Raw genomic sequence first — 12,729 nt, forward strand, 5'->3', positions numbered from 1 at the left:
GTCAGCGGAACGCAGGTTGGCCGGTCAGCGCTTGGCCGATGATCAGCGTGTGCATTTCCACGGTGCCCTCATAGGTCAGGATCGACTCCAGGTTGTTGGCGTGCCGGATGACCGGATACTCCAGGGAGATGCCGTTCGCGCCCAGGATCGTGCGGGCGGTACGGCAGATCTCCAGTGCCGCTCGGGTGTTGTTGAGCTTGCCGAAGCTGATCTGCTCGGCCCGCAGCCCCCGCTCGTCCTTGGCCCGGCCGAGGTGGAGGGCGAGCAGCGTCCCCTTGGCCAGTTCGAGCGCCATGTCGGTCAGCTTGGCCTGGGTCAGCTGGAAGGAGCTGATGGGACGATCGAACTGAACCCGGTCGCCCGCGTAGGCCAGTGCCGATGTGAAGGCGGATCGGGCGGCGCCCATCGCGCCCCAGGCGATGCCGTAGCGTGCTTCGTCGAGGCATGACAGGGGTCCCCGCAACCCGCGCACTTCCGGCAGGACGGCGGTGGCGGGCAGCCGGACGGCGTCGAGCACGAGCTCACTGGTCACCGAGGCGCGCAGCGACATCTTGTGCTTCATCTCGACGGCGGAGAACCCGGCGGTGCCGGTGGGGACGACGAAGCCGCGGACCCCCTCTTCGGTACGCGCCCAGACCACCGCGACGTCGGCGACCGACCCGTTGGTGATCCACATCTTGCGGCCGTCGAGGATCCAGTCCGCGCCGTCGCGGCGAGCGACGGTCCGCATGCTGCCCGGGTCGGACCCGGCATCGGGTTCGGTGAGCCCGAAGCAGCCGATGGCCGTCCCGGCCGCGAGGCGGGGCAGCCACTCCTGCTTGTGCTCCTCCGACCCGAACGCCCAGATCGCGTACATGGCGAGCGATCCCTGGACCGAGACCAGCGAGCGCAGGCCGGAGTCGGTCGCCTCGAGCTCCATGCAGGTCAGGCCGTAGTCGACCGCGCTCATCCCGGCGCAACCGTAGCCGTCCAGGTGCATGCCCAGCACGCCGAGCTCCCCGAGCTCCTTGGTGAGCCCGCGTATGTCCTCGATGGCCCCCTGCTCGAACCACCGCGCGATGTCCGGTCCGACGCGCCGGTCGCAGAAGGCGCGGACCGAGTCGCGGACGGCGCGTTCGTCCGGCGTCAGCAGCCGGTCGAGTTCGAGCAGGTCGTAGGGATCGGCCGGGCGCGCGGCACGCTGTTCACGCATCTGAATCTCCAGTGGGGCGGTCGAACGGTCTAGGCGGTGGCCAGCGGGCTGATGATGAAGTTGCTGAAGCCGCCGTTGCGCTGGGCGATTCCGCTGATGGCCTCGTTGACCTGCTCGAGCGGGGACACGTGGTGCTCGAACGGGCTGAGGTCCAGCAGCCCGGCCTCGACCATGGCGGCCATCGCCTGGCCCTCGCCGGAGGTGAACCACGCCGAGCCGATCAGCTGGAGCTGCTGGTCCATCATGCGGTGGATGTCGACGGGCAGGTCCCCCGCGACGGCGCCGATGTTGACCGCGATCCCGCCGCGGGCCATCGCCCGCATGCCCGCGAGGAAGGTTTCGTGCGGCGCGCCGGGTCCGAGCGCGTCGATGTAGATGTCGACGCCGTACCCGCCGGTCTCCTCGCGGATCCACTCGTCGAGCGGGCCGTCGTGAAGGAAGTGCAGGTGGAAGCGCCCTGGCGCCAGTTTGGCGACCTGGTCGAGCAGGCCGCGGTCTCGGCCGGTGCCGTAGACGTGGGTCAGTCCCATGGCGGGGGCGAGCAGCGCGGCGCCGATGCCGAGCGTCCCGCTGATGCCGTTGACGAGGATCGACTTGCCGGGGGCGGCGCCGGCCTTGCGCAGCGCCGAGTACATCGTGCCGAGGTAGCCGAGACGGGCCGCGGCGTTGAAGGAAAGGGTGTCGGGCAGCTTAACGAGCGCGTAGGCGGGCGCCACCATGTACTCGGCGAGGCCGCCCTGGTAGCGGTCCAGGAGGTTGAGCGCGGTCGCGGAGAAGCCGAAGTATCCGGAGAAGGCGTAGCTGGCGCAGTTGATCGAATCGCCGTTGCGGCAGGACTGGCATGATCCGCAGTGCCGGCCCGGGTTCACGTAGACGCGGTCGCCCACGTCGAAACCCTGGACGCCCTCGCCGACCGCCTCGACCACTCCGGCGGGGTCCAGGCCGAAGATCGCCGGAAGGGTCGGAAGGGGGCTGTGCGGGAACCAGGTGGTCCACATGTTCAGGATGTTCGCGAGGTTCGGGACGATGTTGACGGCATGAACGGCCACCCGGACGTCTCCGGGCCCCGGCTGCGGGATCGGGACCTCCTCGATCCTCATCGGCTCACCGACACTGTGCATTCGCGCTGCGCGCATGGTCGCGGTCATGGCCTCTCCTCGAATGGTGGGGGGTCGTCGCCGCCGATGGTGGCGACGGCGGGCTGGTGTGTGGTGTGCCGGTCAGATCAGGATTGACCGGCCAGGCCGGTCAATCGCTGTCGCTGGAGCTTTCCGGTGGCGCCGCGGGGCAGCGCCTGGACGACGCACAGTCGCCGCGGCCACTTGTGCCGGGCCAACCTGTCGTCGAGATGCCTGCGGAGGTCGTCGAGGGACGGCTCGTACGTGCCCGGGACCACGTACGCGGTGACGACCTCGCCCCAGAGCGGGTCCGGTGAGCCGCCCACGGCGACCTCGAGGATGCCGGGCAGGTCGGCCAGGGCATTCTCGACCTCGGCCGGGTCGACGTTCTCGCCACCGGTGATGATGGTGTCCTTGGCCCGTCCGGCGACCTCGAGCCGCCCGTGCGCGTCGTACCGGCCGCGGTCTCCGGTGTGGAACCAGCCGCCGGGGTCGGTGGCGGGCCGGGGGCCGGTCCGTGTCCAGTACGCCGCGGCGACCGACGGTCCGCGCAGCCAGATCTCACCGACGTCGCCGACGGGGACGGGCGTGCCGTCGAGGTCCACGACGCGCAGCTCGACGTGCGGCACCGGGCGCCCCACGAACGTGGGCGAGTCGTCGGGGCCGGAATAGGTCACGCCCGCGCTGGACTCGGTCAGTCCGTAGGAGTTGACCACGCGGATGCCGCGCTCGAACAGCCGGGTGGTCGTCGACGAGAGCGCCGGCGACCCTCCCGCCAGCACCCAGCGCAGCGAGTCCAGGTCGGCGGTGGCGAAGCGGGGGTGCCGTGCCAGGAGGGCCAGCATGGCCGGCACCGCGAACGCCGCCGTGACCTCGTGGTCGCGGACCAGGTCGGTGAACAGGCCGGGGTCGAACCTGGGCGCCAGCACCACGATCCCGCGGCGTGCCCAGGTGTACTGCGGCAGGCCGCCGAGAACGGCGACGTGGGCCAGGGGCGTGGCGACCAGGGTGACGTCGTCCTCGCCGACCGGGAGGCGGTCCATCCCGTTGGCCATGCTCCAGTGGAGGTTGTCGTGGGTGAGCGCCACACCCTTGGGGCGGCCGGAGGTCCCGGAGGTGAACGGGATCAGCGCGATGTCGGAGCCGGCCGGAACCTGGGGCTCGTGGGTGGCCGCATCGCCGCCTTCCAGATCGTCCCATGTGAGGTGGAGACCGCCGCCCTCCAGCCCGTGGTCGGCGACGATGGCGCGCGGTGAGGTCTCCTCGCAGATGACGGCGACCTCGTGGCCGGTCATGTGCGGATGGACGGGTACGAGGACGGCGCCCATCCGCGTCGTGGCGAACAACGTGATGAGGGCCTCGGGCCGGGCGGCTCCCAGCATGACCACGCGGTCGCCCTTGCCGACCCCGCCGTCGGCGAGGCGGCGGACGGTGCGGCGGATCGCCAGGTCCAGCTCCGCATAGGTCCAGGACCTGTCCTCGAAGACGAGGGCGACCCGGGAACCGGCCTCGGCCGCGCTCGCGACGAGATGCGAGCCGAACCACGTCATGATCGCACCGCCGCGGCACGCCGGGCCCGTGCCAGGACGCCGAGAGTCGATCCGGCCAGATCCGCCGGTGACACCGGCCCGCCCCGCTCCAGCAGCCTGCGGGCGGCCAGGTGTTCAGCGGGCCAGTTCAGCGTCTCCACGGCCACCAGCCGATCGTCGCGGAAGGCGTAGGCGGCCAGCCGTTCGGGGGATTCGCCGGAGAGCACGTGAACCTCGTCGGTGCCGGTGCGGAGACCGGCGATCTGCAGCTTGATGTCGCCCTGGTCGCTCCAGAACCATGGCAGGCTCGTGTACCGTACAGGCGCACCGGCCAGCCGCCTGCCGACCGTCATGCCCTGATCGGTGGCATTCTGCACGCATTCCAGGCGTACCAGGCCGACCGCGCCGGGATGCGGGTGGCGGGCGCAGTCGCCCACCGCGGACACTCTCGGGTCGGTGACCGAGCGAAGCAGTTCGTCCACGACCACGCCGTCGTCCACCGCGAGGCCGGCGTCCCGTGCCAGCTCGTCCCTGGGCACCGCGCCGATGCCGTAGACGACCAGGTCCGCGGGCAGACGGCCGCGGTCGGTGACCACCTCGCGCACTCGCCCCGCCCCTTCGATCGCCGACACGGCCGTGCCGGTCAGCACGTGGACACCGCCACTCTCGTGACGCTCGCGCAGATGCGCCTCCAGGTGCGGCGACAGGGCCCGGCCCAGCAGCCGGTCGGCCAGCTCGACCACGGTCACGCGCGCACCCCGTGCCGCGGCGGCCTGGGCCAGCTCGAGGCCGATGAACCCGCCGCCGACCACCACCACGTCCCGGGCCGCGGCGAGCGCGGCGCCGATCCGCAGGGCGTCGTCGAACGAGCGCAGGGAATGCACACCGTCAAGCTCCGCGCCGGGCACGGGCAACGGCCGGTTGCGCGCCCCGGTGGCCAGCACGAGATGGTCATAGGCGAACCTGAGGCCCGTGCGCGTGGTCACCGCGCGGACGGCCGTGTCCACCGCGACCACCTTGTGTCCCAGGCGCAGGTCGATGTCCCGCTCGCGGTAGAAGGACTCCGGCACCAGCTCGACCCGGGTGCCGTCCGGGTCGGTGAGGAACTTCTTGGACAGCGGCGGCCGCTGGTAAGGAAGGTGGCGCTCGCCGGCCAGGACGGTGACCGGGCCGGTGTACCCGGCGCCGCGCAGTGTGGACGCGACGCTGAACCCGGCCTGGCCGCCACCGACCACGATCACGCCCCGCGCGCCGCTGTGCTGATCGATGCCCTCGCTTCGCTCGGTCATATCTGCTCCTCAGGCACGTGCACCACCAGGCCGTCCAGCGCGTCGCTGACCCGGATCTGGCAGCTGAGCCTGCTGGTGGGCGAACGCTCGGCGGCGGTGAAGTCGAGCATCTCGTCCTCGACGTCGTTGGGCGGCCCCACCAGAGCGACCTGCCGCGGGTCGACGTACACGTGGCAGGTGGCGCAGGCGGCGTTCCCGCCGCACTCGGCGACGATCCCCGCCACGTCGTGCGACACCGCCGCCTGCATGAGCGAGGAGCCGGCCGGGGCGTCCACCTTGCGCTGGGTTCCGTCGGGGGTACGGAAGATGACGATGGGCACGTGGTTCTCCTGGTGGTCTGGCTCAGGCTGCTTGCCAGGTGACGTTCAGCGAGGTCAAGCCCCGGAACACCCAGCCGTCGAGGCGGCAGTCGTCGTCGAGGCGCAGGCCCTTCAGGCGGCCGAACAGCTGGGGCCAGGCGTTCGCGGTGACCTCGTGGCGCGCGATCCAGGCCCCCATGCAGAAGTGCGGGCCGCCGCCGAAAGCGAGATGCGGCTGGTGGGGGCGGTCGATGTCGAACTCCTCGGCCCGCTCGAAGACCGACTCGTCCCGGTTTCCCGAGGCGATCACCAGCGCCACCCGGCTGCCGGCGGGCAGCGTCGTGCCCGCGATCTCGAAGTCCTGGACGAGCTGGCGCGGGTACATGCCGATCGGGGAGATCCAGCGGGCGGCCTCCTCGAACACCCGGCGCCACGCGGCGGGGTCCTGTTGGACCCGCGCCAGCAGCTCAGGGCGCCGCAGCAGCGCCAGGGCGCCCACGCCGAACAGGTCGCGCGGCTCGTTGACGCCGCCGCCGATGATGACCTTGATGTTGTTCTGGATCTCGGCGAGCTCCAGCGGCTCGGGTGCGTGGACCATGGAGGAGATCACCGAGCCGTCCGGCTCGCGCCGTACGATCTCCGCCATCTCGGCCACGGCGGCGTCGACCGCGCCGGTGGCGTTCGCGGCGCGCAGCCAGACGTCCGGGTCGTCGGCGTAGTTGCTGTTGCCGTCCATCATCGCCTGCGACCACGCGCCGATGTCAGCGGCACTGGCGTTGCGCAGGCCGAGGACCAGGGCCAGGTTCGCGGCAACGAACGGTTCGGCGAAGTCCCGGATGAGGTCCGCCGTGCCACGCGGGGCGAGCTCGTCCAGCAGGCGGCCCGCGTTCTCCTCGAACCCCCGAGCCCACAGGTCGCGGACCTGGCGCGGCCGGACCGGCGGCTCGGCCGCGGTCCGCAGCCGCCGGTGCGCCGGGTCGTCCTCGCGCAGCATGTTGGGCCCGGTGACCCGCAGGAGCAGGGACCCTTCCTCGCGGGAGCTGAACACCTCGGGCAGCTTCTCGGCGCGGACGATGTCGTGGTAGCGGGTGAGCAGGTGCCGCCCGACCGACGGGACCCACGCCAGCGGGGCCTCGCGGCGCAGCCGCGCGTAGGCCGGGTAGGGATCCCGGCGCAGCTCGGCGAGGTCGAGCTCGACAACGGGCGCCCCCGGCGCGGCCGCCGTCAAGGCGGTCACGAGGCTGCGCCGATCAGGACGAAGAAGACCGTGGCGGGGCGGGTGCCGGGGTTGCGCCAGGCGTGCCGCGTGCTGTTCTGCACCACTATGTCGCCCGTCCGGAGCAGCGTGGTCTCGCCGCCGTCGAGGTCGAGGACGATCTCTCCGTCGAGGACCACGCCGTAGTCCACGGTCGGGGTGGTGTGCATGCCGGGGGCATCGGGCTCGAACATCTCGGCGAAGCCGGGAACGACTTCGAGCTGCTCGGCGACCGCGGCGCCGGGGTCGAAGCCGGGGTCGGCGTAGACGCTGTCCGGCGGGAAGGTGACCGTCAGTGCGATCGTCTCGCCGGGGCCGGGCACCCAGGACCGCAGGGACGCCGTCGGGTCCGCCGACGGGACGGGTGGCGCCGTGGTGGTCCACACCAGGCAGTTGGCGAAGCCTGGGGTGTGGGTGTACTGACGCGAGCGCGGCGGCTCCCCATCACTGATGATCACAGGCTTGCCGCTTTCGCCGACACCGGTGACAACGCGACGGACCATGATTCCCTCCACGGGCTGAGGACGCCGGAGGCGTCGGGGGTGGCGATTGCCGGGAACGGGGCGACGGACGGGACGGTAGTCGTCAGAAGCTTGATCGTCAAGGTTCTGACGAATTTTTTGCACAAGGGGGTGCCGTAGGAGTGAATGCGCTGGGGCCGGTCAGTCGACCGGCGGGGTCTCCTGGTTGACCAGCGTGCGCAGCAGGTGGACCAGCTCGCTGAGCTGGTCGTCCCGCAGCGCCGCGGTCCATGCCCGTTCGCGGCGGGTCTGGGCGGCGATGGCCTGCCGCAGCGTGTCCAGGCCCTCGGTGGTGAGCTCCACGATCAGCTGACGACGGTCGTCCTCGGCCCGCCGGCGAACGACGAGCCCGCGGTCCTCCAAGGTCATGAGCGCGCTGGAGATGCTGGCGCGCGAGGACCCGGAGACCCGGCCGATCTCCTGCTGGGGGAGCGAACCGAAGACCCACAGGGCGTTGAGGATGCGGAAGCCCGCCCAGGTCAGCCCGAGCGGCCGGTGGACATGCCGCTCGAAGTCCTGGACCAGCCGCGCCTCCAGGCGGGTGAGGTCGGTGACCATCTCGATCGCGTCGAGGTCCCGCGGGTCGGTGGTGCCGAGCTCGCGATGGTTGTGCCGGAGCAGCTCGGAGAACTCCCTGGTCCGGCGCCGTCGGGAGGTCGCCTCGTCGTCAACGGTGTCCGTCACGATGTCCAGCCCTCCCTGCCACGACTACGCCGGTGCCGATGGCTGGACGCTACCACCCGCGGCGGCCGGGCTCGCGTCATCCGCCGACGACCGAGTTGATCATCTCACCCACACCGGCCACCTCGGTACGCACGACCATTCCGTCGTTCAGGTACAACCGGGGTGTGCGGCGCACGCCGCAGCCCGCGGGGGTGCCCGTGAAGATGAGATCGCCGGGCTCGAACGTCACCCGCCTCGACAGCCAGGCGATCAGCTCGGGCACGCTGAAGATGAGTTCCGACGTCCGCCCTCGCTGCACCTCCAGATCGTCGACGTGCCCGGCCACCTCGATGTCGTCGGGATCGGCGAACTCGTCGAGCGTCACCAGGTAGGGGCCGATCGGGCTGAAGGTGTCGTACGACTTGGGCAGGGTGAACTGGTTGATCGGTTTGCGCCACTGCTCCCTGCGGTCGCTGATGTCCTGGCCCGCGGTGACGCCGGCGACGTACGACCAGGCGTCGGACTCCGGGATGTCCTTGCCGGTCGCGCCCATGACCACCACGACCTCGGCCTCGTAGTCCACCTTGTCGCAGTCGGCCGGCACCACGATGGAGTCGAAGGGCCCGATCACGGACGAGGCGAACTTGGCGAACACCGAGGGTTCGTCGGGGATGGGCAGGTTCGACTCCTCGGCGTGCCCGCGGTAGTTGAGCGCCACCCCGATGGCTTTGTACGGCCGGGAGACGCGGCCCAGCTCACGCGGGTCGAACTCGCGCCAGTCGGCGTCCGCGGCGCGGTCGGCGAGGTTGCGCAGTTCGGCGTGCAGGGACAGGACGGAGAGCACCTCCACGCGAGCGTCGATCGCGCCCTTGCTCGCCGTGGCGATGTCGAGGGCACGGCCGCCGTGGACGATGACGGGACGGCCGGCGAGGTTGGCGAGCTTCATACTCGCGCGTCCTTCCGTTCGGCGAGCTCGACGGCGGGCAGGTCGAGCAGGAGGTCACCCTCCGGCTTGACGCCGAGGGTGTTGATGACGGTGGCGATGGTGAGGTACTGACCGACGGTGTAGAGGACGTCGATGATCTGCTGGATGCTCAGCAGCGACCGGAGCCGGGCCCACAGCTCGTCGCCGACGCCCTGGCGGTCGATGAGCGAGTCGGTGGCGGCGAGCAGGACCTGGTCAAGCTCGTCCAGGCCGTCCCACGCGCCGGTCGCGGCGGCGCGGATCTCGTCGTCGTCCAACCCGGCGCGGCGGGCGATCCGCACGTGCTGATCCCACTCGTAGACCGCCTGGGCGCGGGTGGCGATGCGCAGGATCATCAGCTCACGCGACCGCAGCGGCAGGGTGTTCTTGCCCAGCACATGGTTGCCGAACACGAGGAAGCGGCGCAACGCGTCCTCGTGATGGGCCAGGGTGGCCCAGATCGTGTAGATCCGGCCTTCCTGGTCACGGTATGGCGCCAGCGACGCCAGGGTCTTGTCCTGCAGATCCGCCTCGTCGACGGGCGGCAGACGGAGTTCTTCAGGCATGGGCAGCTCCTCATCTCGCACTCTGCCGACCATATTTGTCAAAGCATTGACCGTCAAGACCCTGACAATTATGGTGGCGCCATGACGATCCAGAGCCTTGGTTACCTCGGCATCGGCACCTCCGATCCGACGGCGTGGGCGGACTACGCCCGAGATGTGATCGGCTTGGCGGCCGTCCGCGCCGAGCCGGACGACCCGGCGCGGTACCACCTGCGCATGGACCAGCACCCGTTCCGGTTCTGGCTGGAGGAGGCGCCCGCGGGCGGGGTGACGGTCATCGGATGGGAGGCGCGCGACTCCGCCGCCATCGACGAGATGACCGACCGGCTCAAGGAGGCCGGGGTCGACGTGGTCACCGGCACAGAGGAGGAGTGCCGGCGCCGCCAGGTGGCGCGCATGGTCCATTTCGCTGGGCCCTGCGGCATTCGCACCGAGCTCTTCTGTGGCCGCCGCCTTGCCGGGAGCCAGTTCGTCTCCCCTCTGGGGGTGGATTTCGTGACCGGGGACCAGGGGCTCGGGCACGTGGTGATGAAGACGCCGCACACCCAGGAGGCGGTGGACTTCTACCGCGACGTGCTGGGTTTCCGGCTCAGCGACACCGCGGACTACCCATGGGGCACGTTCTACTTCCTGGGCTGCAATCCGCGCCACCACAGCGTCGCCTTCGTCCGCTCGCACAAGCGCGAGGGGACGCACCACATCCTGTGCGAGGTGACCTCGCCGGACGAGGTCGGCCGTGCCCTGGACCGGGTGCGTGAGCACGGCGTTCCGCTCATGGCCACTCTGGGCAAGCACGCCAACGACGGGATGTTCTCCTTCTACATGACCTCGCCGGCCGGGTTCGGCATCGAGATCGGCGCGGGCGGCGTGCAAGTCGACGAGCATTCCTGGGTCAGTCGCACCTACACCGCCGATATCTGGGGCCACCACCCGGCCACGTGACGACTTCGCCGACACCTCTCGAAGAAAGCAGTCGCATCTGATGCTCCAGAGCTACCTGCGGGACGCGTGGGTCTCCCCCACCGCCGCTCCCGACTCCGCGATCGAGGTGCGGGACGCGATCACCGGGGACGTGGTCTGCCGGGTCTCGAACGAAGGACTCGACCTGGCGGCCGCGTTCGACCACGCGCGGAACACCGGCGGTGCTTACCTCAGAGACCTCACCTTCCACCAGCGGGCCGACCTGCTCGACGCCGTCGCGGCCGCGGTGCGGGAAAGCCGCGACGACCTCTACGCGCTCTCCGCCCGGGCCGGCGCCACGCTCACCGACGCGCGCTACGACGTCGACGGCGGGATCCGCGTCCTGCGCGACTACGCGGCCCGCGCCAGAGCCGAGCTGCCCGACGCCGCCTTCCTGGTGGAAGGCGAACCCGAGCGGCTGGCCAAGGGCGAGGACTTCCTCGGCCTGCACCTGTGCACGCCCTCGCGCGGCCTCGTACTGCAGGTGAACGCCTTCAACTTCCCCGTCTGGGCGCCCCTGGAGAAGCTGGCCCAGGCGCTGCTGGCCGGCATGCCGAGCATCGTCAAGCCGGCGACCCCCACGGCGTACCTCACCGAGCGTCTGGTGCGCGTCATCGCCAACGCCGGGGTCCTGCCGCCGGGAGCGCTCCAGATGGTCGCCGGCTCCGCGCGCCCGGCCCTCGGCCTCCTTCGCGAGCAGGACGTCCTGTCCTTCACCGGATCCGCCACGACCGCCGGAGTGCTCCGCACCCATCCCGCTGTGGTCGCGCGATCGATCCGGCTCAACGCCGAAGCCGACTCGGTCAACGCCATCATGCTCGCTCCCGACGTACAGCCCGGCTCTCGGCTCTTCGCCGCCTTCGTCCGCGAGGTGACCACCGAGATGACCGTCAAGGCCGGCCAGAAATGCACCGCCATCCGGCGAGTCCTGATCCCCCGCGAGTTCGAGAGCGCCGCCCTGGAGGCGATCTCGAGCGAACTGTCAACGGTGACCATCGGCAACCCGGCCTCCGAGAACGTCCGGATGGGCGCGGTGGTCAGCCTCGAACAGCGAGACGAGGTACGCCGCGCCGCCTGGACCATCGCCGCGGCCGGCCGGTTCGTTCACGGCAGTCCCGACAAGGTCGAGGTCATCGACGCCGACCCGCGGCGCGGCGCGTTCCTGGACACCATCCTCATCTCCGCGGACGCGGACGCCGGCGCGCCGCACGAGGTGGAGCCGTTCGGACCCGTCGCCTCGGTACTGGCCTACCGCGACACCGCCCACGCCACCGAGCTGCTCGCCCGCGGCCGGGGAAGCCTGGCCGCCTCCCTGGTCAGCGACGACACGCCCTGGATGACGGGCTTCCTCCTGGACGCGGCGCCTTGGCACGGAAGGCTGCACATCCTGGACTCTGTGACCATGACGCAGACCACTGGCCACGGATCACCGCTGCCCGCCCTCAAGCACGGCGGCCCCGGCCGCGCGGGCGGAGGGGCAGAGATGGGCGGGATGCGCGGCGTCGTCGACCTGATGCAGCGAACCGCCCTCCAGGCATCCCCGGCACTGCTCGCCACATTGCGCAGCTGAAGGGCAGGGGTTATATGCGAGCTTTCGCGGAGTTCTGCCACGTTTGGGGTGGTCATGGAGCGTCTCGTTCGATCGGGGGCGAGGGTGACGATGATCCGTATGATCGCCGAGCCCACCCCTTTACAATGTAGATCTCCCGCCGCCGGTGGGGCCGGACGGCGGGAGCACGCGGGGCGGCCTACTTCTTGCGGAACTTCTCGAGCGTGAAGTCCAGGCGCGCGGCATTGCTGTACAGACCGCGGTCGATCGGGATGGCCTCGTCGACCACCTCGGTGTAGGCGCCGGAGCGCACACCGTCGGGATGAGCCGCCACGATGGTCTTCCCCGGCGCGTACCACCTGGCCTCGCGGATCGCCGCGGCCAGGTCGGCGTCGGAGCTGACCACCAGCGCCGCCTCGCACTCGCGGGTGCACAGGTCACCGACCAGCTGGGCCGCCAGCCGCACGTCGACCTGCTTCTCCTTGAAGCTGCCGGTCTTGTCGTCGTACTTGGTCTGCCCCATGAACGGCTGGAACTGCCTGCCGTAGACGCTGATGGTGTCCTGCTCGAACTGCTTCTGATCCGCCCCGGCCTGGCCGCTCAGCGCGGTGGTGAAGTACTTCACCTTGATCAGCTTGCCGGCGTACCCCTTCAGCAACTGGTCGCACATCCTGACGACGTCCACCCGCCAGAACCGCGCGCCCGCCGTCTCGCAGATCCCGTAGTACAGGTTGGACGCGTCGATGTAGGCGATCCACCTGCTGTCGCGGCCCAGGCCGGTGGTGGCCTCTGCGGATGAGGAATGCATGATCGTGTCCCCCTTG

General features: G+C 70.6%; 13 protein-coding genes. 2 read left to right on the forward strand and 11 right to left on the reverse strand.

Features of this window, described 5'->3' with window-relative positions:
• Position 1 precedes the first annotated feature (1 nt).
• The 10 genes from AB0F17_RS00785 to AB0F17_RS00830 form a co-directional block, all read right to left on the reverse strand.
• Complete coding sequence (locus tag AB0F17_RS00785) at positions 2–1,192, reverse strand: acyl-CoA dehydrogenase family protein (protein WP_358014002.1); 1,191 nt, start codon at positions 1,190–1,192, stop codon at positions 2–4.
• Positions 1,193–1,221: 29 nt separating this feature from the next.
• Entirely contained in the window at positions 1,222–2,340 is a 1,119-nt protein-coding gene (locus AB0F17_RS00790) for an alcohol dehydrogenase catalytic domain-containing protein (RefSeq protein ID WP_358014004.1), read from the reverse strand.
• Between the two features lie 77 nt (positions 2,341–2,417).
• On the reverse strand, positions 2,418–3,860 hold the full coding sequence (locus AB0F17_RS00795; protein WP_358014006.1) for an AMP-binding protein: 1,443 nt from the start codon (positions 3,858–3,860) through the stop codon (positions 2,418–2,420).
• Positions 3,857–5,128: an FAD-dependent oxidoreductase gene (locus tag AB0F17_RS00800; RefSeq protein WP_358014008.1), complete on the reverse strand. Its 1,272-nt coding sequence runs from the start codon at positions 5,126–5,128 to the stop codon at positions 3,857–3,859. Before AB0F17_RS00800 ends, AB0F17_RS00795 begins: the two co-directional genes overlap by 4 nt.
• Positions 5,125–5,448, reverse strand: coding sequence for a 2Fe-2S iron-sulfur cluster-binding protein (locus tag AB0F17_RS00805; RefSeq protein ID WP_358014010.1), 324 nt, complete (start codon positions 5,446–5,448; stop codon positions 5,125–5,127). The genes AB0F17_RS00800 and AB0F17_RS00805 overlap by 4 nt, the downstream gene beginning before the upstream one ends.
• Positions 5,449–5,470: 22 nt before the next feature.
• Entirely contained in the window at positions 5,471–6,664 is a 1,194-nt protein-coding gene (locus tag AB0F17_RS00810; RefSeq protein ID WP_358014011.1) for a cytochrome P450, read from the reverse strand.
• A complete protein-coding gene (locus tag AB0F17_RS00815) occupies positions 6,661–7,185 on the reverse strand; it encodes a cupin domain-containing protein (protein WP_358014013.1) in 525 nt (174 codons plus the stop codon). Before AB0F17_RS00815 ends, AB0F17_RS00810 begins: the two co-directional genes overlap by 4 nt.
• Positions 7,186–7,344: 159 nt before the next feature.
• On the reverse strand, positions 7,345–7,887 hold the full coding sequence (locus AB0F17_RS00820; RefSeq protein WP_358014015.1) for a MarR family transcriptional regulator: 543 nt from the start codon (positions 7,885–7,887) through the stop codon (positions 7,345–7,347).
• Between the two features lie 76 nt (positions 7,888–7,963).
• Entirely contained in the window at positions 7,964–8,812 is an 849-nt protein-coding gene (locus AB0F17_RS00825; protein WP_358014017.1) for a fumarylacetoacetate hydrolase family protein, read from the reverse strand.
• Positions 8,809–9,396, reverse strand: coding sequence for a carboxymuconolactone decarboxylase family protein (locus tag AB0F17_RS00830; protein WP_358014019.1), 588 nt, complete (start codon positions 9,394–9,396; stop codon positions 8,809–8,811). The genes AB0F17_RS00825 and AB0F17_RS00830 overlap by 4 nt, the downstream gene beginning before the upstream one ends.
• A gap of 81 nt (positions 9,397–9,477) precedes the next feature.
• Here AB0F17_RS00830 and AB0F17_RS00835 point away from each other — a divergent pair, with 81 nt between their 5' ends.
• Positions 9,478–10,338, forward strand: coding sequence for a VOC family protein (locus AB0F17_RS00835; protein ID WP_358014021.1), 861 nt, complete (start codon positions 9,478–9,480; stop codon positions 10,336–10,338).
• Positions 10,339–10,378: 40 nt separating this feature from the next.
• Positions 10,379–11,926 (forward strand): phenylacetic acid degradation bifunctional protein PaaZ, encoded by a 1,548-nt coding sequence (gene paaZ / locus AB0F17_RS00840; RefSeq protein WP_358014023.1) that lies wholly within the window; start codon positions 10,379–10,381, stop codon positions 11,924–11,926.
• A 178-nt stretch (positions 11,927–12,104) separates the two neighbouring features.
• Here the strand turns inward: paaZ and AB0F17_RS00845 are convergent, their stop codons facing one another.
• Entirely contained in the window at positions 12,105–12,713 is a 609-nt protein-coding gene (locus tag AB0F17_RS00845) for an NYN domain-containing protein (protein ID WP_358014025.1), read from the reverse strand.
• Positions 12,714–12,729: the final 16 nt, after the last annotated feature.

This window comes from Nonomuraea sp. NPDC026600, from assembly GCF_040638335.1.
Lineage (GTDB): Bacteria > Actinomycetota > Actinomycetes > Streptosporangiales > Streptosporangiaceae > Nonomuraea.